At 44.9% G+C, this 20,668-nt stretch carries 24 protein-coding genes and 1 pseudogene; 19 read left to right on the forward strand and 6 right to left on the reverse strand.

The features are described 5' to 3' along the window. The first annotated feature begins 40 nt into the window (after positions 1-40). The 4 genes from xerD (at position 41) to DEHRE_RS06440 (ending at position 4,875) form a co-directional block, all read left to right on the forward strand. Positions 41-1,012 (forward strand): site-specific tyrosine recombinase XerD, encoded by a 972-nt coding sequence (xerD, locus tag DEHRE_RS06425; protein ID WP_019225570.1) that lies wholly within the window; start codon positions 41-43, stop codon positions 1,010-1,012. Further along, the gene (locus tag DEHRE_RS06430) at positions 981-2,165 is read left to right on the forward strand and encodes a phosphopentomutase (RefSeq protein WP_019225569.1); all 1,185 of its coding nucleotides are present in this window, start codon (positions 981-983) and stop codon (positions 2,163-2,165) included. The genes xerD and DEHRE_RS06430 overlap by 32 nt, the downstream gene beginning before the upstream one ends. Beyond that, entirely contained in the window at positions 2,158-2,991 is an 834-nt protein-coding gene (locus DEHRE_RS06435; protein ID WP_025205493.1) for a purine-nucleoside phosphorylase, read from the forward strand. The genes DEHRE_RS06430 and DEHRE_RS06435 overlap by 8 nt, the downstream gene beginning before the upstream one ends. A 582-nt stretch (positions 2,992-3,573) precedes the next feature. Next, positions 3,574-4,875 (forward strand): pyrimidine-nucleoside phosphorylase, encoded by a 1,302-nt coding sequence (locus tag DEHRE_RS06440; RefSeq protein WP_025205494.1) that lies wholly within the window; start codon positions 3,574-3,576, stop codon positions 4,873-4,875. A 109-nt stretch (positions 4,876-4,984) separates the two neighbouring features. Here the strand turns inward: DEHRE_RS06440 and DEHRE_RS15235 are convergent, their stop codons facing one another. Continuing rightward, complete coding sequence (locus DEHRE_RS15235; RefSeq protein WP_345787672.1) at positions 4,985-5,155, reverse strand: tyrosine-type recombinase/integrase; 171 nt, start codon at positions 5,153-5,155, stop codon at positions 4,985-4,987. Positions 5,156-5,410: 255 nt separating this feature from the next. Here DEHRE_RS15235 and tnpA point away from each other — a divergent pair, with 255 nt between their 5' ends. The 3 genes from tnpA to tnpC all read left to right on the forward strand — a co-directional run bounded on the left by tnpA (position 5,411) and on the right by tnpC (position 7,779). Next, complete coding sequence (gene tnpA, locus DEHRE_RS14105; RefSeq protein ID WP_019226926.1) at positions 5,411-5,743, forward strand: IS66 family insertion sequence element accessory protein TnpA; 333 nt, start codon at positions 5,411-5,413, stop codon at positions 5,741-5,743. After that, positions 5,737-6,093 (forward strand): IS66 family insertion sequence element accessory protein TnpB, encoded by a 357-nt coding sequence (gene tnpB / locus DEHRE_RS06450; RefSeq protein ID WP_019226927.1) that lies wholly within the window; start codon positions 5,737-5,739, stop codon positions 6,091-6,093. The genes tnpA and tnpB overlap by 7 nt, the downstream gene beginning before the upstream one ends. A gap of 84 nt (positions 6,094-6,177) precedes the next feature. Next, complete coding sequence (tnpC, locus tag DEHRE_RS06455) at positions 6,178-7,779, forward strand: IS66 family transposase (protein WP_242836908.1); 1,602 nt, start codon at positions 6,178-6,180, stop codon at positions 7,777-7,779. 50 nt (positions 7,780-7,829) lie between these two features. Here tnpC and DEHRE_RS15565 read toward each other — a convergent pair whose 3' ends face one another. Next, on the reverse strand, positions 7,830-8,120 hold the full coding sequence (locus DEHRE_RS15565; RefSeq protein ID WP_345787666.1) for a tyrosine-type recombinase/integrase: 291 nt from the start codon (positions 8,118-8,120) through the stop codon (positions 7,830-7,832). 21 nt (positions 8,121-8,141) lie between these two features. On the opposite strand from DEHRE_RS15565, the gene DEHRE_RS06465 reads away from it, so the two are divergent. Both DEHRE_RS06465 and DEHRE_RS06470 read left to right on the forward strand, forming a co-directional pair. Beyond that, positions 8,142-9,194, forward strand: coding sequence for a CHAP domain-containing protein (locus tag DEHRE_RS06465; protein ID WP_025205496.1), 1,053 nt, complete (start codon positions 8,142-8,144; stop codon positions 9,192-9,194). Positions 9,195-9,202: 8 nt separating this feature from the next. Then, positions 9,203-9,670: a hypothetical protein gene (locus tag DEHRE_RS06470; RefSeq protein ID WP_025205498.1), complete on the forward strand. Its 468-nt coding sequence runs from the start codon at positions 9,203-9,205 to the stop codon at positions 9,668-9,670. A gap of 691 nt (positions 9,671-10,361) precedes the next feature. On the opposite strand, the gene DEHRE_RS06475 is transcribed toward DEHRE_RS06470, so the two are convergent. Further along, positions 10,362-10,703, reverse strand: a complete 342-nt coding sequence (locus DEHRE_RS06475; RefSeq protein WP_025205499.1) for a winged helix-turn-helix transcriptional regulator — start codon at positions 10,701-10,703, stop codon at positions 10,362-10,364. 157 nt (positions 10,704-10,860) lie between these two features. On the opposite strand from DEHRE_RS06475, the gene DEHRE_RS06480 reads away from it, so the two are divergent. From DEHRE_RS06480 to DEHRE_RS06505, 6 genes and pseudogenes are all read left to right on the forward strand, one after another. Beyond that, a complete protein-coding gene (locus DEHRE_RS06480; protein WP_025205501.1) occupies positions 10,861-11,253 on the forward strand; it encodes a pyridoxamine 5'-phosphate oxidase family protein in 393 nt (130 codons plus the stop codon). A gap of 640 nt (positions 11,254-11,893) precedes the next feature. Beyond that, positions 11,894-12,082 (forward strand): annotated as a pseudogene (locus tag DEHRE_RS06485) (transposase); the annotation flags it as partial. 184 nt (positions 12,083-12,266) lie between these two features. Beyond that, on the forward strand, positions 12,267-12,704 hold the full coding sequence (locus DEHRE_RS14795) for a hypothetical protein (protein WP_025205505.1): 438 nt from the start codon (positions 12,267-12,269) through the stop codon (positions 12,702-12,704). A gap of 12 nt (positions 12,705-12,716) precedes the next feature. Then, positions 12,717-13,184 carry a hypothetical protein gene (locus tag DEHRE_RS06495; protein ID WP_025205506.1) on the forward strand — a complete coding sequence of 156 codons (468 nt, stop codon included), beginning with the start codon at positions 12,717-12,719 and terminating at the stop codon, positions 13,182-13,184. A gap of 422 nt (positions 13,185-13,606) precedes the next feature. Continuing rightward, on the forward strand, positions 13,607-14,095 hold the full coding sequence (locus tag DEHRE_RS06500; protein ID WP_019225564.1) for a CoA-binding protein: 489 nt from the start codon (positions 13,607-13,609) through the stop codon (positions 14,093-14,095). A 92-nt stretch (positions 14,096-14,187) separates the two neighbouring features. Next, complete coding sequence (locus DEHRE_RS06505) at positions 14,188-15,360, forward strand: D-alanyl-D-alanine carboxypeptidase family protein (RefSeq protein ID WP_019225563.1); 1,173 nt, start codon at positions 14,188-14,190, stop codon at positions 15,358-15,360. A 79-nt stretch (positions 15,361-15,439) separates the two neighbouring features. On the opposite strand, the gene sigF is transcribed toward DEHRE_RS06505, so the two are convergent. From sigF to DEHRE_RS06520, 3 genes are read right to left on the reverse strand one after another with little or no spacing between them, the layout of a single operon-like run. Further along, the gene (gene sigF / locus DEHRE_RS06510) at positions 15,440-16,222 is read right to left on the reverse strand and encodes an RNA polymerase sporulation sigma factor SigF (protein ID WP_019225562.1); all 783 of its coding nucleotides are present in this window, start codon (positions 16,220-16,222) and stop codon (positions 15,440-15,442) included. A 14-nt stretch (positions 16,223-16,236) separates the two neighbouring features. Continuing rightward, a complete protein-coding gene (gene spoIIAB / locus DEHRE_RS06515; protein WP_015042555.1) occupies positions 16,237-16,674 on the reverse strand; it encodes an anti-sigma F factor in 438 nt (145 codons plus the stop codon). A gap of 30 nt (positions 16,675-16,704) precedes the next feature. Further along, on the reverse strand, positions 16,705-17,022 hold the full coding sequence (locus DEHRE_RS06520; protein ID WP_019225561.1) for an STAS domain-containing protein: 318 nt from the start codon (positions 17,020-17,022) through the stop codon (positions 16,705-16,707). A 191-nt stretch (positions 17,023-17,213) separates the two neighbouring features. On the opposite strand from DEHRE_RS06520, the gene spoVAC reads away from it, so the two are divergent. The 4 genes from spoVAC to DEHRE_RS06540 are packed head-to-tail and all read left to right on the forward strand — an operon-like array spanning position 17,214 to position 20,623. Then, positions 17,214-17,684 (forward strand): stage V sporulation protein AC, encoded by a 471-nt coding sequence (gene spoVAC, locus DEHRE_RS06525; RefSeq protein ID WP_025205509.1) that lies wholly within the window; start codon positions 17,214-17,216, stop codon positions 17,682-17,684. Positions 17,685-17,708: 24 nt separating this feature from the next. Then, the gene (spoVAD, locus tag DEHRE_RS06530) at positions 17,709-18,719 is read left to right on the forward strand and encodes a stage V sporulation protein AD (protein ID WP_025205510.1); all 1,011 of its coding nucleotides are present in this window, start codon (positions 17,709-17,711) and stop codon (positions 18,717-18,719) included. A 13-nt stretch (positions 18,720-18,732) separates the two neighbouring features. Beyond that, positions 18,733-19,095 carry a stage V sporulation protein AE gene (gene spoVAE / locus DEHRE_RS06535; protein ID WP_025205511.1) on the forward strand — a complete coding sequence of 121 codons (363 nt, stop codon included), beginning with the start codon at positions 18,733-18,735 and terminating at the stop codon, positions 19,093-19,095. 4 nt (positions 19,096-19,099) lie between these two features. After that, positions 19,100-20,623 carry a spore germination protein gene (locus tag DEHRE_RS06540; protein WP_025205513.1) on the forward strand — a complete coding sequence of 508 codons (1,524 nt, stop codon included), beginning with the start codon at positions 19,100-19,102 and terminating at the stop codon, positions 20,621-20,623. Positions 20,624-20,668: the final 45 nt, after the last annotated feature.

Raw genomic sequence — 20,668 nt, forward strand, 5'->3', positions numbered from 1 at the left:
ATTCCTCCTTGCGTAGAAATGAACTGCGGGGAGGATATTTATGTCTAAAGATAGCAAATTAAGGGATGATCTGTTAGAAGATTATCTGTACCATCTGCGTGTTGAAAGAGGGCTTTCCGTAAATACCTGTTCCAATTACAGCAGGGACCTCTATAAATTTGTGCTTTTTATTCAGGAAAATGGCAGGACAGTTTTGCAGTGCAGTACCTCAGACCTGATCACTTTCATTCTGGATGAAAAGAAGCAGGGGAAATCTGCAAGAACACTGGCCAGGTATACGGCAGCCTTAAGGGGATTTTACGGGTATCTGCTTCAGGAAGACAAAAGAAATGACGATCCAACGGTCTTTCTGGCGGCCCCTAAACTCGAACAAAAGCTGCCCCACGTCTTGTCGGAAATCAATCTGACCAGGGCAATTGACCAGAACGATAGTCAAAATGATCTCAGCAGCAGGGACCGGGCGATTGTCGAGGTGCTCTATGGAAGCGGGCTCAGGGTCTCAGAGCTGATTGGACTCAGCCTGAACGATATTTCCTATCATTTAGGATATATTCGCTGCCGCGGCAAAGGGAATAAAGAAAGAATCGTACCTTTGGGTGAGCCCGGTATCCTTATCTTAAAGGCATACATTGATTCCACAAGGCAAATGCTGCTCGCCCGCAACCCGAAACCAACAGCAGAAGCCAGGAATATCCTTTTTCTCAATTCACGCGGCAAACCGCTGACACGTCAGGGTGTCTGGCTGATTCTGAAAAAATGGGCAGCGGAAAACAACTTGGGATCAAGTGTCTACCCGCATCTGTTAAGACATAGTTTTGCAACGCATTTGCTTGATAATGGCGCTGATTTGCGTTCGGTTCAAGAAATGCTTGGACATGCCGATATATCGACCACTCAGATCTATACGCATTTAACAAAAAAACGCCTGCTGGATGTTTTCCGCAAATCTCATCCGCGGGCTAAAAAAGGAGGAAATACAGATGGTTCGGGCGATACTGATCGTAATGGATAGTGTTGGCATCGGAGCAATGCCGGATGCAGCCCAATATGGCGATGAAGGAAGCAATACACTTGCGAATATATCCAAGCAGGCAGGCGGATTGAAAATCCCGAATCTTGAGCGTATGGGTCTTGGCAACGCACGCGAAATTCCTTTTGTTTCTCCCCAAAGCAATCCTGCCGCAAATTACGGGTTCATGGCTGAAAGATCAAAAGGCAAGGATACCATCACCGGCCATTGGGAAATGACCGGTATCATTCTGGATCAGGCCTTCCCAACTTTTCCGTCCGGCTTTCCAAATGATTTTATCAGAAGGTTTGAAGAACGAATCGGCCGGCTGACTTTAGGCAATGAGGTGGCATCCGGCACGGAAATTATGCAGCGCCTCGGGGCAGAGCATGTCAGGACTGGACAACCGATTGTTTATACCTCAGCCGATTCGGTATTCCAGATTGCGGCGCATGAAGGGGTCATCCCGCTAAGCGAACTGATGGAAATATGCAGAATTGCCCGGGAAATGCTGCAGGGTGAATTACGGGTTGCCCGCGTTATTGCGCGTCCTTTTCTCGGTGAAGCAGGCAATTATCAACGAACGACCAACAGGCATGATTTTGCAGTTGACCCCCCTGCCAGAACACTGCTGGACAGGATTACTGAAGCCGGGCAGAAGGTGTTGGCAGTCGGCAAAATCAACGATATCTTTAATGGCAAAGGAGTCAGTGAGCATGTCAGCTCCCGTGGAAATGACGATGGAATCAGCAAGACTCTTGAATATCTGCGGCGGGATGACCCCGGCTTGATTTTTACAAACCTTGTTGATTTTGATATGGTTTATGGACACCGCAATAATGTCAGGGGTTATGCCGAGGCCCTTGAGGCCTTTGATGCCAGAATTCCGGAAATTACCGGCATTCTCAGGCAGGATGATATCCTGTTTATTACGGCCGACCATGGCTGTGATCCGACGACAGCAAGCACAGATCATTCCCGGGAATACGTTCCGCTGCTTGTTTACGGGCCGAAGCTGAAGCAGGGAGTGAATCTTGGACAGAGAGCCTGCTTTGCAGATCTTGGAGCGACCATTGCCGAATATTTAGGGGTACAGTGGCTTGAAAACGGAACCAGTTTTTATACGGAATTAAAAGGAGAGAACCAGCATGATTAATGAACAAGTCATGACGACATGGCTGAATGATGCCCAAAATTTTCTGCTCAAGAAAATCCCATATATTCCTGAACTAGGAATCATTCTGGGTTCAGGTCTTGGCAAGCTGGCCGAACTTGTGGAAGATGCGGTCGTTATTCCGTACAGTGAGATCCCGCATTTTCCTGTGTCTACCGTTACAGGGCATTCCGGCAAGCTGATTGTCGGAACACTGGGGGACAGAAAGGTCATGGCTCTCCAGGGACGTTTCCATTATTACGAAGGTTATGAGATGCATGAAGTGACTTTCCCCGTCCGTCTGATGCAAACGATCGGGATGAAAGGCTTGGTCGTGACCAATGCCGCCGGCGGCATCCATCCGGACTACCGTCCCGGTGATCTGATCGTGATCAAAGACCATATCAATCTGACTGGAAGCAATCCGCTGCGCGGAGCGAATCTCAGCAATCTTGGACCGCGTTTTCCGGATCTCAGTGAAGCCTATGACGGCAAATGGAGAGAGCTGGCGCTCTCCCTGATGACGGAGCACGGCTTGAATCCACGGCAGGGAGTCTATGCGGCTCTCAGCGGACCGAGCTATGAGACGCCTTCGGAAATCCGTTATTTGAGAACGATTGGGGCCGACCTTGTTGGGATGTCCACCGTACCGGAAGTCATTGTTGCGAATCACGGCGGGATGAAAGTGCTCGGCATTTCATGTGTGACCAACATGGCCGCCGGGATCTTGGAGCAAAAGCTCGACCATCAGGAGGTATTGGCGACGGCGGATCGAATTGAGGAGACGTTTCTGCGGTACATGGGGCAGCTAATCGCGTTGCTGGACTAACGGTATGCATTATAGGCATGCTTTCACGCCTGGAAACCTCTTCAGGGGCTGTCTGGGTTTCCAAATTACTTTAGGGGTAGATCTCCGTGTAAAAATTCTATTTGGGTAGGTCAGCGTGCCACAGCACCGCTCTTCGGCTATTGCGCCCTCCGTGGCGCAAAAAGCCGCGCTACGCAATCCTGCTCCGCTCTTCGCGGAGCCGTGGCACGCTGACTGATCTGAGGGTTTTATTTCAGCGCAGATAATCGCAGATGATTGTTGAAAATACAGTTGTTCCAATGATAACTCATTTCTTTAGCTGGAAGCCTCATCTATTAACTGTGAGCTTTGTTCATCTGTGGATGTAGGGTTGTCGCTTTCGTATTGAAATGCTTGCGACAATGCCATGATAAAACGCTTCTTACATCATGACATGCACAATAGACTTAGACTTGTAATCAGTCTGGGTGTCACAACTCCGCGAGAAGCGGAGCACGATGCGGAGCGCGGCTTTTTGCGCCACGGAGGGCGCAATAGCCGAAGAGCGGTGCTGTGACACACAGACCAGCCCCAAATAAATAGTTATAAGGCGGCATGAATACGATGAGAATGGTTGAGCTGATTGAAAAGAAGAAAAACGGCTATCCGCTGACGCGGGAGGAGATCAGGTTTATCGTTCAGGGTTATGTTCAAGGAAAAATCCCGGACTATCAGGTCTCGGCCTGGGCGATGGCGGTCTATTTTAAGGGAATGACCGTTCAGGAGACATCGGAGCTGACCATGGCGATGGCGGAGAGCGGAGACCAGCTTGAACTGTCCCTTCCGGGGAAAGTATTTGTCGATAAGCACAGTTCCGGAGGTGTCGGGGACAAGACTACGCTGGTTGTCGCTCCGCTGGTGGCGGCCTGCGGCGTCCCGGTTGCCAAGATGTCCGGTAGAGGACTCGGACACACTGGGGGAACCATCGACAAACTCTCTGCTATTCCCGGATTCCGGGTCGAGTTAGGAGAGCAGGAATTCCTGCAGCAGGTCGGCAGGATCGGCTTAGCGGTTATCGCTCAGACCGGAAGGATGGTTCCAGCAGATAAAAAACTCTATGCCTTACGGGATGTTACGGCAACCATCGATTCGATTCCGATGATCGCTTCTTCGATCATGAGCAAAAAGATTGCTGCGGGTGCCCAGGGAGTTGTGCTGGATGTAAAATACGGCTCAGGTGCCTTTATGGCGACTTTGGAAGAAGCTGAAACACTGGCGGAAATCATGATTGGGATCGGTAAAAATCTGGGCAGAGATATGGTGGCGGTACTGAGCAGTATGGATCAGCCGCTCGGGAGGGCCGTCGGCAATGGTATTGAAGTTCTCGAGGCGATTGAGTGTCTGCAGGGGAACGGACCTGATGATTTAATGGAAGTGTGTCTGGAACTGGCAAGCTGGATGCTTGTGCTCGGGAAGAAAGCTGCTACAATCACGGAAGCTGGCGAGATCCTGAAAGATACACTGCAGAGCGGCAGGGCCTGGGAGAAATTTTTGGCGTTTGTTCAAGCCCAGGGAGGCGATACGGCCGTGCTGCATGCCAAAAACCTGCCCTTGGCTTCAGAGAAAATCGTTTATAAAGCCGAAAGAGCAGGTTATATTCAGCATATTGATGCCCGGAAGATTGGACTTCTGGCCATGGTTCTTGGAGCCGGCCGGGAAAACAAAGACAGTGAGATCGACTTTGGCGCAGGCGTTTATCTGTTGAAAAAGGCCGGTGACGCAGTTCAAGCCGGTGAGCCATTATGCATGCTGCATACTTCTTCTGCCGAAAAAAGTTCGCTTGGATTGGCAAAGGCTGCAGAGGCGATTACAATTGGCGAAGAAAAGCCGCTGCTTAAGCCAACGGTTTCGACAGTGATCCGGTAAAAGGGGTAGTAACAGCGAAGCTGTCACCAGAGGCAAAGTAAATGGTGTTATATGGGGAATTTGTTGATAACATCGTTATATTCTGCTTGTGCGTCTGTTATTGCTAATTTCAATATACTTCTAATGACTTTCGACTCTCGTAGGCAGAATAAGGTTGAATCAGTGCATCATCGATGCCTTGCTTTTTTAACCAGGTTAACGAAAAATGCCTTAATTTATGCGGTGATAAGTTTTGTGCCAGCTCTGCTTCTTCTGTATACTTAGCCAGGATTTTTCGGATACCACGGTCTGATGAATATTTCTTTTTTCATGAAGATTCAAACAGGTAAACGGCTTGTTTTTTGGACATTAAATCAGCGTGCATGGCCAGTAACTCCTTAAATGACTGAGGGAACGGGACAATGCGATCCTTGGTAAGCGTAAACCATGTAGGCGGATTGTCATAGAATCAGCAGAATGAGAGAATATCCCAAAGAGTCTAAGTGTCACCAAAAGAGTCTAAGGTAGACATTTAGATAGAATGGGAGTGACTCAAATGGAGCAAAGCCTGCAAACCTTAAGCGTAAACCAACGGCTGGCCGAGTGGAGCGAGCGGATCTCATCCTGCCGGAACAGTGGAATAAGCATCAGGCAATGGTGCCTGGAAAACGGGATTGTCGAGAAAACATATTACTATTGGCAACGCCGAGTGTTTAAAGCATTGACCACGCATCAAGAGCCGTACTTTGCCAGAGTTCCCGTTGAACGCCGGAATGACTGTCTGGAAATAGCGGCAACAGTGCGCATCGGAAATGCCGAAGCCGACATTTACCCCAGCGCAGATGCATCAGCCATTGAAGCAATCTGCCGCGCGCTGAAGTCATGCTGAATGATTTCACCGGAGCCGACTGCATCTATATTGCCTGCGGATACACCGATCTTCGATGCGGGATTGACGGTCTATCTGGAATCGTCCAGCAGAAGTTTCGGCTGGATCCGTTTTCGAGCACCCTGTTTCTATTTTGCGGACGCCGATGTGACCGGATAAAAGCTCTGTATTGGGAAGGCAATGGGTTTGTTCTCCTGTACAAACGGCTTGAAAACGGAAGGTTTCAGTGGCCGCGTAGCCCCGCCGAAGCGCAGGCGCTTACCCCACAGCAGTACCGGTGGCTAATGGAAGGTTTAAGCGTAGAACAACCCAAAGCACACCGTCCGGCGTCAGGCCTCTGCATGGTTTAAGAAGGCTCAGAAAGGGTTCGAAAAGAATACTGGAAACCCTTGAAAACACTGGAAAAACTGGCTTTTTCATGGTATAATTTTGTTATGAAAGAGCTACAAAAAAATGAGATAAATAACGCCGAAATGGTCACCATTTCACGTGCGGAATATGAAGCACTTAAGGCACACAACACAGAGTTAAACAAACAGATTGAGTTGCTTCTGCAACAGATACGCCTGGGCCAAAAGAAACGCTTCGGATCTTCCTCCGAAAAAACGCAGGAAGCGGTCATGGAGCAACTGAGCCTTTTGTTTAACGAGGCAGAAGCGTATATTAAAATCGAGTCACCAGAGAAAACAAAAGTTGCTGCCCATACCCGCCAAAAGCGTTCCGGCAGCCTTGAGGAAATCCTGCCGGATAATGTCCCCGTTGAAGTCGTTGAGCATCGTCTTTCTGAGGAAGAACGGCTTTGTGCAGCCTGCGATACTGTCATGCAGGAAATCGGCAAGGAAGTCCGCCGCAGCCTTGTAATTGTTCCGCCACAGGTAAAAATCCGTGAAGACCGGTATTTCAGCTATGCCTGCCTGACCTGCAAAGCAGAGGCCTTGGAAACCCCCGTGTTGAAAACACGGAAAGATAAACCCGTCATCTCCGGAAGCTTTGCCTCCCCGGAAGCGATAGCTCACATCATGACCCAGAAATTCGTCATGTGTTCTCCCCTTTACCGACAGGAACAGGAGCTGAATCGAAGCGGTGTGATGCTATCCCGTCAGACGATGTCCAGCTGGATCTTAAGAGTAGCCGAGGACTGGTTGAAACCAGTGTATGAGGAGATGCACCGACGGCTCTTGCAGCACAGTGTTCTCTTCGCGGATGAGACCACCTTGCAAGTACTCAAAGAACCAGGCAAGAAGGCGCAAGCCAAAAGCTACATGTGGATGTACAGAACCGGCGGGGATACAGAGCACCCGCTCATACTTTATGAATACAAGCCGGATCGAAAAGCTGAAAACCCGAAGAAATTTTTGGAAGGATTCTCCGGATACCTGCATGCGGATGGTTATCAGGCTTATTACACGTTGCCGGAAAACATCACGGTAGTCGGTTGCTGGGCCCATGCTCGGCGTAAATTTGATGAGGCGGTCAATTCCTTGCCAAAATCCGAGCAAAAAGGATCTTCGGCAGTAATTGGGCAAGAGTATTGCAACAAGCTATTCTCGATTGAGGATAAGCTTAAATGTCTTACCCCTGAAGAACGATATACCCAGCGGCTGGAGTTGGAAAAACCGGTTCTGGATGCCTTCCTGACTTGGGCACAAACAAGAAACGCAGCTCCGAAGTCTGCCCTTGGAAAAGCCTTATATTATCTGCAACAGCAGTGGCCTCACTTGATAGAGTATCTGAAGGACGGCCGGCTGGAGCTCTCTAACAACCGAGCAGAACGGAGTATAAAACCTTTTGTCATGAGCCGAAAAAACTTTCTATTCGCAAATACGCCGAATGGTGCCCAGGGCAGTGCAATAATTTATAGCCTAATTGAAACCGCCAAGGAGAATGACCTTGATCCGTACAGGTATCTGGTATATGTCCTGAACACTGCTCCTAACATTGATCAAACACATCCAGACTGGGTGATTCCATTACTCCCGGCAAATGCTCCTGAGCATTGCCGAGTACCGTATGCTAAGAGCAAATGCGACGAATGATTTTTATATGACGCGAGCCTGCTGGTTACGGCGGGCTCTTTTTTACGCCGCTAGAGTTTACGCTTACGATCCTTGTTCCCTTTCCCTTTATTTATTCGTATTTGGCAGTAATGAAAATCAACATCTGCAAGCTTGATATTTATTAATTCACTAACCCTTGCGCCGGTATAAAGTAATGTTTTAACTATCATCATATCTCGGAAGGAAGTTTTTGGATTTCCAAACCACATCGTAAATATTGCAAATTCCAACAAAATTCTCCATTTATATATGGTAAAATATGTATATAAATTGAAAGGAGGATTTTTGGTACTAAAAAGGTTATCCATGTTTATATGCATAAAATTAGGAGGTAAATTAAAATGAAAAAAAGACTAATGGCCTGTATTCTTGTTATTACGATGTTGTTAAGTGTTGGAGCAACTACAGTGTTTGCTGATGACGCTACCACTAGTTTGGTATACGATTCACAAAATTCTTTCAATTTTTCTATGACACCAAAATCAAAGGAATGGAAAAACTACTCATCAGTGCAATTGAAGGAAATGTTGAATATCCCGCTAAGCACAGCTGAAAAAATGGATACGGCAACATTGTTAAAGACAGTACTAGACTACCCATTCATGATTGATATTTTTGCTTATGACAATACAACGCAAGGGTTTGAAGGTCTTTCTTTAGAGTTTAACGGCGCTGCGGTTCTTTTGCAGAGAGCAGACTTGACGGAAAACCTTAAAACTATTTACAAGAATACCATAGAAAAAATGATGGCCGTTGAAACAAAAAACAATATCAGCGATAAAGAAATTATGCAAAAAAAGTTTATGGAGTCGCTATTTGTCTATCCTAAAGTATCCAATATGCTGAGTCAGGATGAAAAATATGCCATAGTGGAACTTTCGAAACAAATATCTAATAAGTTTCAGACATCGCCCCTTGTAATGGAAAGAACAGCGGTAACGGCGGCAGCACCTGGAGATATCTTAGGCTATGGCTATGTTTATACTCCGATGTTACAACAGGTTTTAGTCCTTAGACTGCAGGATTTGACTTCTGCTGATAAAGCATCAATAAATGCATCTTATGATGCGGCATATCCAACAGCAACAAGGCTAGGTACTGCCACTTATAACTACAACTGTCATTCATATGCCTGGTATTTAGCCTCAACTGGCAATACGTGGTGGATGAATGATCCATCTGCATATATGTCTGGTGGTGGTTATACACAAGTAACGCCCCCCCAGGCCGGGGACAAGGTATATTGGACAAACACGCATTCCGGAATCGTTTATTCTGTAAACGGCTCCAATATAACAGTTACATCCAAATGGGGTGCTGCTGGCTTATATCGTCATCCTATTAATGATTGTCCATATTCTGTTATAATTGTCAAAACCTTCTGGAGACGTTAAAAAGGAAAATGATTAAAATAGAAAAATACCGGATTGTATGTGGTATTCTTTTCCTGGTTATACTGGTAATCATCTTGGCAGCATGCGGGAATCCTAATTTATTAAACAAAGGGGAAATCACGATTTCAAAAGATAAAGATAATATTTCTTTGAAGATTGAAAATACAAAAAGCATCAGTATTCATGACATAGCCAGCAGTAGTAGCAACTGTATTGTCCATATCACAGACCCGGAAATCATTAATCAGATGGAGAGTTTATTCAATAAAACCTCTTTTATCAAATGTACAGATAGTATACAAACACCCTTACTTTACATTAATTTTTCTAACGACAGTGGCTCAATCAGCTTTTTTGTTTACGCAAATGACATTGTAGATATTGACGGAATAAAATACAAATCGAAGGATATTACCTTCGATGCGGTCAATACATTTTATCTCAAAAAGAGTAAGGGGTTGCTCCCAAAGTCATAACATTATCATACGATATATCAATTTCAAACTGCTACCGGGACAACTCCCGGTTTTTCTTTGTTGTTTTTCCGCAATCGGCTGGGGCATATTTCTCCCTCATCTTCACCGGTCTAGCCTGGGATATATTACCAATCTCCAATAATTTTAAAAAAGGGTACTATTATGGAGAGTTTCTTAAATCTGCATCTTTTGTACTCATCTTATTCAATAGAAATAGACGATATCTACAGTTGCCGCAAGAGATTCTGTTGGATACGGAAATACCGGGAGTTCTTCTTGCGCACATGAACATGTGGGCAAGAAGAATGGAGCAATGTGGACGGGCACAGTTATTTATGTTTACAGCACCTCGGGTAGCGATTGAATCGTTGAACCTCTTCCTGATGCATATTATGCAAATTACTAAGCAAACAAGTTAAATAGCAATAGTACTATTATGAAAGCCTTTTCACGAAAGGCTCTCATAAAATTTTTAGAAAATTATTGCGCGCTACGGAGATGATGATACCTTATGACACCTGGCTTTTTTATACTATCACGGTAGCTAAGACGGGATGTGCCGGGAGCATAAAAGTAATTTTTATGGTGTTCTATACTTACGTGTTCTTCGCATCCAGATCCGACCCTGGTCGGTTAATCGTCTACTTTGCCTCTGGTGACAGCTTCGCTGGGATTACCCCTAAAAAGACTGTTATATTTTATATTCGGACATCTGGGCGATAAACTTATTGCCGAAAACTTCAAACTGCTCTAATACCGGAATAAATTCCTGGCCGATCTTACTAAGAGAATACTCGACTTTTGGTGGTACTTCCGGATAAACATAGCGGTCAATCATACCGAACTCTTCGAGAAATCTCAACTGTTTGGTTAGTGTGGCCTGGGTTATGCCCGGAATCTTGCGCTGCAATTCACCAAAGCGATGGGTCTTCTCTCTGAGATGCTTAATAATCAGAATGGACCATTTTCCGGAAAAAATTTTTTGGGCGGTAAAGTACGGACATTTGCCAAACAAATTGATTTCTTGTTCCATTTTTTTTGCTCCACTTCTTGTAATAACATGGTTAGTGTCTATAGTATCTATTTAGATACTTAGAATAGAAAAAAATCGTACTTGTTCGATATGGGATATCTGTTATTATGATGATATGTCACAATTATAACGCGTCATTTTGAAAGGAGTCAAGAACATGAATCCAATTGTCCAGTTTCTGGCCGATGCCAAGACATTTTACCTTGCTACAGTAGACGGTGATCAGCCGCATGTCCGTCCATTCGGCGCCGTCGCAGAGTATGACGGGAAAACGTACATTTGCACCAATAATCAAAAAAATATCTTTGCACAATTGCTTAAGAACCCGAAAGTTGAAATTTCCGGAATGGTTGGAGACAAATGGATCCGTCTCGTCGGGGAAGTTGCCGTTGATCCGCGCCCTGAAGCACGTGAAGCGATGTTCGAAGCCAATCCGAGTTTAAGAAATATGTACAAGTGCGATGACGGCCTTTGTGAGGTTTTGTACTTTACGCAAGCCACAGCAGCGATTTATTCCTTTACCGCAGATCCGGTGGAGATCACGTTCTGAGAATTTCAATATCACCTAAAAAACTAATATGACTTAAACGAAACCAAGACTAAAAACGGATAAAGACTTGAACTGTACAAGGTTCAAAGATACTGAAAAGGTCAAATAATAAGTTGAATACCTATATTTTTTTAATTAGAATGTGGGTATTTTTATGTAAGATATGAACAAAAATGTTATAATTGGGCATAGCGTATAACGTAATAGGCTTGACAGGAACATGTATAATCCCAGAACTATGCCCGTAGGGACTTGGATTGATGTAACTAAGTATCGCCCGCAAAATCGTTCTTCAAGCTCGTCATCGGGAAGTTCAAATTCATCTTTAAAGTCGTCCAATGATGTTAACGCCAACTTAAGTAGCAGCTCCAATAATACCAATAACGCTAATAAATCAAGCGGAAGTTCAAGTAATAAATCGAATAACAGTTGTACCGTGACTCCAAATTGTTAGTTTAGGGTCTGTTGACAAATGGGTGTAAGACAATTCGCAATCCAAATTAAAAATTGGCTATTTTTGAAATTACTACACAGGTGTACTCAAAATCTAAAACGACAAATTTTTAAACTCACTCTATTGGTCTTGTAGAATCAAGCAATATCAATGTCTAAAATGGTATAATTAAATAGGGTGATGACGATGATGACAGAGCAAAAAAGCAGACAAAACCGGATGTTGTGCGTATTGATGGAAGACCTTGTACCTGAACTTCGGAAGCTGGATGCGGCAATCGATTTCAGCTTCATATATGAAATTATGAGACCGGTGTACAGCGACATAGGACGATCATCAGTTGACCCGGCAATTTTGGTAAAAATGCTACTTATCAACAGACCCTTTATCCCGAATTTAAGATAATTATAAATTTTATGTAATATAATAAATTTATTCGCTTTTTGCTAAATACTGTCGAATGCATTGAAATATGGATTATTTTGGTATATATTTACTAGGGTATCTTCTAGAAGGTCTTCTATACGTATAGAAAATTCAGTAAAGAAAGGTAGATAATATGTTAATCAAAAGCAATCTAAAGAAAGCGGTTCTAGGGTTTACTGTAGGAATTTTATTGGCGATGAGTACATCAGCTGTTTTTGCAGTTTCTGCGTCTAGCCCCTATAAGCCTTACACTATATACGGGAAGGATTACCAGAGCGTGGCTATAGTTGCTAGTTATAATAATGATGCAGTCGCTTATACTACAATATACGCAAGCTCTAATGTACCGGCAGGGTATATGGGCGCAATGCCTAGGTTGTACAATGATTCTGGTAGTTTATGTGCATCTAAAGATTGGGAATATAATGCTACGAGTACGTCGGCTATATCAACAGTAACCTTACCAATTTATACTAGTGATGGATACTATAGTTATGGTCGGTGTGCGGCATATAATGGTAATGGATATACTTATGGATATACATATCAAAGTCCATGCATTAATATTTAGGAGGTTGTTTTCATGAATTTTAAACATCTTGGAATAGGAACAATAATCACAAGTATTGCATTAATAACAGGTTTATTAGTAGGATCTTTAGGTTTCGAACCTGTGTTAGCTAAAATATCAAATGAAAGCAATCAAACATCTGTTCATGTATATCCCCAAAATAAATCTGGACAGACATATGGTTCTGAGCTTTATGCTAAGTCTTCAGAGGAAACACCTGATTTAATTGCTGCTGTTGGGGAGGACGGTACTGAAGGATATGTTTTGTCTGCTGATTTAAATGGAGAAATGCCAAAAACCCCAGAGGAAGCAATAGCAATACAAAATAAAAATAAATCTAAGACCAGTCGGAAAATACCATTATATGCTGTTGACGGGAAAACTGTAATTGGATCATTTAAAATTGATAATTCTCTTCCAGATGAAAATACTAAAGAAGAAATGAAAAAGTTACTTGACCAATATACGCCTACAAAATAAGGAATTAGTACGAATTGTTTCGTCCTCCACAGGTTTATTTTATTCTAACTCACCTGTGTCCGATAAACTGGATACGGGTCAAGAAGAAATATGACGGTTTAATGAGCTATCCGATGGGCAATTCAGAAAGCTGATACGGAGACAGTATAACTACATCGCATTAAAAGTTAACTGAGAAGGATTATTATTAAAACAACTCCACACCAATTCAGGGGAGTTGTTTTTTTATCTCATACGGTATGTGTTCCATCGCTTACAGGTCTTTTTGTGTCTTCAGGCAATTTTTAGATGCTCATCTCATAGACTATTCTTAAATAATAGCTATTTAACGGTTCTTTACATACCTGTTGATCAATCATTTGTAAATATTACGCTCATGCGTGGGGTCTAACCCAATACTGACGCTGACTGGAGTGAAACCGATGAAAGAAGCCAAGACGATCTATGCGTTTTCCGGCAGTCTGGATACAAGCATGCGGTATGCTGTCTATGCCAGTTCTGACCGTTTTCTGAAGCATAAGCATGCCTGGAAAGCAGCCCATTGTCTTAAGTACTTTGGCTGCAGGGTCTACCTGGTTGCTCCGGATCTAAAAACATTTGAAGGGAGCAAGGTTTATCCGGATTTAAGCGCACTTCAGGGTAGAGTTGATGTTGTGGTTCCGTGCCTTAGGGCGGAGTTGATTCAGGACATTGTCAGGAAAACAGTGGAATGCGGGGCCAAAGCAATCTGGTTTCAGGAACAGAATTGGACGCCTGAACTTGACGCAGCGTGTGTGGAGAATGAAATCGAAGTGGTTCGCGGTTGCGTTTTGAAACATAAAATCTATCCAAGACCATTTGCGTATTTGAATCCTTGTTATTGGCACGGCTGGAAGGTTAATAAAGTACCGGGAAAGTATCAGAGGAGTTAATCCAATCTGAAGAATATTGGAAACATAACATGATTTAATTTTATAAGGGCATACTAAAACAACAAACACAATTTAGCTTGGGAGGTTTTAGTATGCCTAAATTTTGTTTACGGATGCTGACAGTGGTTCTGGCCGCGGCATGTTTGCTCGGATGGATTGCGGTGCCGGTAAAGGCCGCAAATATTGAGACATCCGCTGAAAGTGCCATTCTTATGGATGCGGCAACGGGCAAAATTCTTTATGAAAAGAATGCTCACAAGGAACTGCCTCCGGCAAGCGTTACGAAGCTGATGACAATGCTGCTGGCAGCAGAAGCTGTTGAAGAGGGCAAAGTCAAACTGACCGACACGGTGACGGCGAGTGAGAATGCCTCTTCTCTCGGCGGATCGCAAATATATCTTGAACCAGGAGAGAAGTTCACCCTGAAAGAACTTTTGATCTCGATCGCAGTAGGGTCGGCAAATGATGCCTGCGTGGCTGTTGCGGAACATATCTTCGGAACCCATGAGGAATTCGTGGATTCGATGAACAGAAAGGCCAAGGAATTAGGACTTAAGAATACCCATTTTGCCAACGCATACGGACTGCCGGCTGAGGGGCATTACACGAGTGCCTATGATCTGGCGATTTTAGGCAGGGAAGCACTCAAATACCAGCTGGTATCACAGCTGACATCCATGAAGGAATATGAACTGCGCAACGGTGATTTTAAATTGTGGAACACCAATAAACTTTTATGGTGGTATGAGGGAACCGATGGATTTAAGACCGGCTGGACGCAGGAAGCAAAATACTGCTTGGCCTCAACTGTAAAAAGAGATGGCCTGAGACTGATCTGTGTTGTCATGGGAGTCCCGCAGGTCAGAGGCCATTTTCAGGAGTCTATGAAGATGTACAATTATGGTTTTGCCAATTATGTTTATAAAGAATTTGCCCCTGCCGGTTCCAAACAGGGAGAAGTCATTGTTCATAAAGGGAAGCTGCAAACAGTTGACCTTGTCAGTCAGGAAGCTGTCGGCTTGTGTATTGAAAAAGGGAAGGAGAAAGAATGCCGGATTGAAACCAGGTATTTTGCAAACCCGGTATCCGCACCAATTGCCAAGGGACAGCAGCTCGGAGAGATGATCATTTATTGCGGTCAGAAAGAAGCAGACAGCATAAAGCTTGTAGCTGGAGAAGAAGTTGGAAAAGCAGGACTGCTGGAGATGTTCAAGCGTACGGTCCGGCAGTCCTACAGCATGATCCCGCCGATCTATGCCAACTAGTAGCTCGATTCCAACATAACGTTGACTAATCCGAGCAAAGCCACTTTATCTTTGTTGTTAACGGGATTTACAAAGCGATCTACTCATAAGGACTGTCGTTCAAAATCTGCTTTAAATGGAGTAAGGCCGCGCGTTCGATCCTGGAAATCTGGACTTGGGAGAGGTTCATGACTTTAGCAATTTCATTTTGCGTTCTGTCCTCAAAGAATCGCTGATACAGAACCTCTTTCTCCCTTCCGGGCAGTTTATCGAGAACTTCCTGCAGGGCAATTTTTTCAAACCATCCCGGATCGGCATCCTTCTCCTGCGGAAGTTGATCAATAACATAAATAGGATCAGAATCGTCCTGATAAAGCGTATCATGAATCGACGACGGGCTTTGCACTGCTTCGATGGCGAGTATGATATCTTCACTCGGTGTGCCGATATCTTCGGCAATTTCGTTCAGCGTGGGTTCTCTATTTAATTCCGAGGAAAGCTTTTCCCGGGAACGGTTGATTTTGTAAACCAGCTCTTTATAAGAACGTGGAACTTTAATAGGATGGTCATCTCTCAAAAATCTTCGGATTTCTCCAATGATCATCGGTACGGCGTACGTGGAAAATTTAACACCGTACGAGAAATCAAATTTATCGATGGCTTTGATGAGGCCAATGGTGCCAATCTGAAAGAGATCCTCCAGATCATATCCCCTGTGGGAAAAACGCTGGATCATATTAAAAATGAGCTTCAAATTACAATTGACCAAACGCTCCCGGGCATCGATGTCGCCATTTTGGGCTTTGTGTAAAAGCTCCATCAATTCTTGGTCGGAGAGCAGGGGAAAACGGGGCAGGTTCATATCTGAAAGTCGTTGAATCATCTTCACACCCCCTCTTAATGAGAGGACGGACGGTTGTGGCTTAAGTATTTCACCATCAATACTTTGGTTCCTTTGTTAACTTCAGACTCAACCCGCAGTTCATCCATGAAGGACTGCATAAAGATAAAACCAAGTCCCATTCTGTCAGGGTCCGTAGAATAAGAAGCTTGCATGGCCTGATTCACATCGGGGATACCGCAGCCGTTATCGGTTACTTGTATGGAAATTTTCGTTTCATCTGCCTCCAGCTCTAACGTGACAAACTGATCAGGTGCATTGCTGTAACCATGGATAATTGCGTTGGAAACTGCTTCAGAGACAGCGACCTTCAGTTCTTCAAGCTCGCTTAAGGCCAAATCCATTTGGGCTCCGAGCGAAGAGGCCAGCATGCGGGCGATTGTTACATTCTGCGGCAGACTCGAGAATGTCAGGATTATTTTATTGACTTCCATTGATTATTCTCCTTTCAACTCTAAATTCATTTATACGGCAGGTTCTTTTGGTAAAAATTCTATAATTTTGGGAAGCCCCGACAGTTCCATGATCCGGTAAATATGCGGCGGAGCATTGGCAATTTTAAGTTTTCCTTCGAGAGGAAGCAGTTTTTTATATCGTCCCAAAATAACCCCTAGACCGGAACTGTCTATGAAACGGAGATCATCCAGATGCAAGATCACCGTCCTGACTCCTTTTTTCTCTATATCCAGATCAATCACGCTTTTTAGCTCACTGGCATTCTTCATATCTAGTTCGCCTTCAAGATATAAATGCAGGGTTTGTCGTTCAATTCTTTTATTCATTGATGCCACGCTCCTATATTACAAGTCGTTAAATCTATCTTCGACATCACCCAAATATTTCCTTCGTGCTTGGTCCTGAAATTATTGACTGATTCTGGTATAAAGTCGATAAACAAATAAAACAATTGACAATACCTGAATTTCTTAGCGAAAAATCGGGAATTATTAATCAAAAAAAGGGGTGAAAATCATTGTCGGAATCAAAGCTCCGTTCTCCATCCGTTGCGGTGACCCAGGAGGAATATAAACAATTAACAGAAAAGCTTTCGCCAAAACCAACGGTTTTGAAAAATGCGCTGTCGGCATTTGTTGTCGGCGGAATCATCTGCAGTTTCGGCCAGATGATTGTCAATTTTTACATGAATTACCTCGGGCTGGCTAAAACGGCTGCTCAGACAGCCGGAACAGCAACGCTGATAATGATAGGGGCTATTTTGACCGGTCTCGGTGTTTATGACACGATTGTAAAATACGGAGGAGCCGGAGGGATCATTCCCGTGACCGGTTTTTCAAACTCGATGGTTTCACCGGCACTTGAATATAAGAGAGAAGGCTATGTGTTCGGTGTAGGCGGGAAGCTTTTTACGATTGCCGGCCCAGTTTTGGTTTATGGAATTACAAGTTCAATCATTGTTGGCTTGATCTATTTATTGATCAGATAATCACGGAGAAAGAAGGAAATCATGTTGCATTCCAAAAGAGCAGGCAATCAGACGGTTGTTTTTAAGCAGCCGCCGGTTATTCTGGCTGGGTATAACGTTGTCGGACCCAAGGAAGGACAGGGTCCGCTAAAAGATACTTTTGACATGGTCTTAAAAGACAGTTATGGGCAGGAAAAGACCTGGGAAAAAACGGAAATAAAAATGCTGGAAACTTCCATGACGAGAGCTGCGGCCAAGGCAAATGTTCCGCTGGATTCCGTGGATTATAACCTGGCAGGGGATCTGCTGAACCAGATTATTTCGTCGAACTATGCTGCCAGAAAAATCGGTCTTCCGTTTATCGGCCTCTATGGCGCTTGCTCGACGATGGCGCTTTCCACGGCCCTCGGTGCAATGCTGATCGACGGCGGGTTCGCGTCTAAAGTACTTTGCAGTGCATCCAGTCATCATGAGACAGCAGAGAGACAATACCGTTTTCCAAATGAGCAGGGCAACCAGAGAGCAATGTATGCCCAGTGGACGGTAACAGGAGCAGGCAGCATCCTTCTGGCTGCTCAAGGAGAAGGACCCAAAATCACAAGTGCAACGATTGGCAGGGTCTTAGACTACGGTGAAACCGATACCAATAATATGGGTGCGGCCATGGCGCCTGCTGTTGCCGACACCATCCTGAATCATCTTCAGGACCTCAGTCGTCAGCCGGATTATTATGATTTGATCATTACCGGAGATCTCGGGACGGTCGGGCTTCAACTCTTACTTGAGGTTTTGAAACGAAGCGGCCTGCAGCTGTCCAATAACTTCTCGGATTGCGGCGTGATGATTTACAGCAGCGAACAGGATACGCATGCCGGTGGGAGCGGGTGCGGCTGTTCCGCGGTCGTGCTGACAGGGCATCTCCTGAATAAATTGAAAAGCCGAGAACTGCAAAAAATCTTATTTGTCGGAAGCGGAAGCCTTCATAGTTCTGTATCATCCCAACAGGGTGAATCCATGCCGGCAATTGGTCATGCCGTGTCGATTGAAATGAGTTAAGGGAGGTCTTTTGATGCTGAATAACATTCTATCTGCTTTTCTGGTTGGCGGACTTCTGTGCGTCGCCGGACAGCTGCTGATGGACCTGACGAAAGCCAAAATCACGCCGGCACATGTGCTGGTCGGGTACGTGACCGGCGGAGTTATTCTTGGCGGACTAGGGCTTTATGAACCTCTGGTTAGAATCGGAGGTGCCGGTGCAACCGTGCCGCTTTCCGGTTTTGGATATACGCTGGTCAAAGGTGCGATCGAAGGAGCACAAAGCGGCGGCATACTTGGGGTTCTGGCCGGCGGTGTTCAGGCCGGTGCAACAGGAATTGCTGTTGCGGTATTGTTCGGCTATCTGACAGCAATTATATTTAATCCGAAAGGTTGATGATATGAGCTCAACAGCAGAAACGACAATGAGCATTTCCAAAAACTATCAGGAAAACGTCAGTTATTTGAATCAAAAACTCGGCGTACCTGAAAGCTTTGACATTGTACTTCGGGAAATGAACATCGGCGGCAAAAAGATTGCAATCTATTCCGTCAATGGAATGATCAGCAGACCTGCCAGCAATATGATTCTGGAAGTGCTTTCGAAGATTGAACGTGTGGAACTCGCCGTGAATGCGGTAGACAAGCTTGTAAAGTCTAAAATAGTTGACCTGCAGGTTTCGGAAGTCGAAGCCATGGATGAAGTCATCTACTTTCTGTTATCCGGAACAATGGCGATACTGATTGAGGGAAGAACGCAGGCTATCATTGTAGATCTCAGGACTTATCCGGGCCGCATGCCACAGGAACCGGATATTGAGCGGGTAACAAGGGGTTCACGCGATGGGTTCACGGAGACACTGGTTTTTAATACAATATTGATCCGCCGCCGGCTGCGTGATCCGGGCCTGCGGATGAAGCTCGTGAAAGCAGGCAGCCGTTCCAAGACGGATGTTTGCATTGCTTATATTGAAGATATAACGAATCCCAAAATGGTGGAGTATATTGAAAAAGAAATCAAAAATATAAAAATTGACGGTATACCCATGGCGGAAAAAACGGTTGAAGAGTTCATCCTCGGCAGTAAATTCTGGAACCCGTTTCCAAGAGTCAGGTATACGGAAAGGCCTGATGTAGCAGCAATACATCTGCTTGAAGGCAATGTTATTGTGATGGTCGACACTTCTCCGAGTATTATTATCGCACCTTGTACGTTCTGGCATCATGTCCAGCATGCGGAAGAATACCGCCAAGAGCCGGTTGTGGGTATGTATTTGCGGTGGGTCAGGTTTATCGCGATATTTCTGTCCGTGTTTCTTACGCCGCTTTGGCTCGCTGCAGCTTTGAATCCGCAGCTGCTTCCCGAAGGACTTCAGTTTATTGGAGTGCAAAAACCGGCTAGAATTCCTTTGTTGTTTCAGGTGCTAATGGGAGAATTGTCAATCGATATGCTGCGAATGGCGGCAATTCATACCCCGTCGCCTCTGGCTACAGCCCTGGGTTTAATCGCGGTGTTCATGATGGGTGATGTGGCTATACAGGTCGGGCTGTTTACACCGGAGGTTGTAATGTATACCGCTATTGCGGCAGTCGGGACATTTGCGACACCAAGTTATGAACTGGCTCAGGCTAACAGGCTTGTCCGCCTATTCCTTGTCCTGGCTGCCGGGCTGTTTAATTTCTGGGGATTTGGAGCAGGCGTTTTGCTTGTTCTATTTGTTCTGCTGCGGACCAATTCTTTTGGTGTACCGTATCTCTGGCCATTGATTCCAATGGATATCAAGGCGCTGTCCACAATCCTGATACGTAATCCGGTCCCGATTAACAACCTTAGACCGAGCATCTTCAAACCGAAGGACCGAATCAGACAGCCTAAGGATAGACAGACTAAGGAAAGTCAGCCTAAAGAAAGAACAAATCCCTAGACGGATGGTCACAGAAGACAAGGAACGGCGACAGCTACGGATGGC

The sequence above is a fragment of the Dehalobacter restrictus DSM 9455 genome (assembly GCF_000512895.1).
Classification (GTDB): domain Bacteria; phylum Bacillota; class Desulfitobacteriia; order Desulfitobacteriales; family Syntrophobotulaceae; genus Dehalobacter; species Dehalobacter restrictus.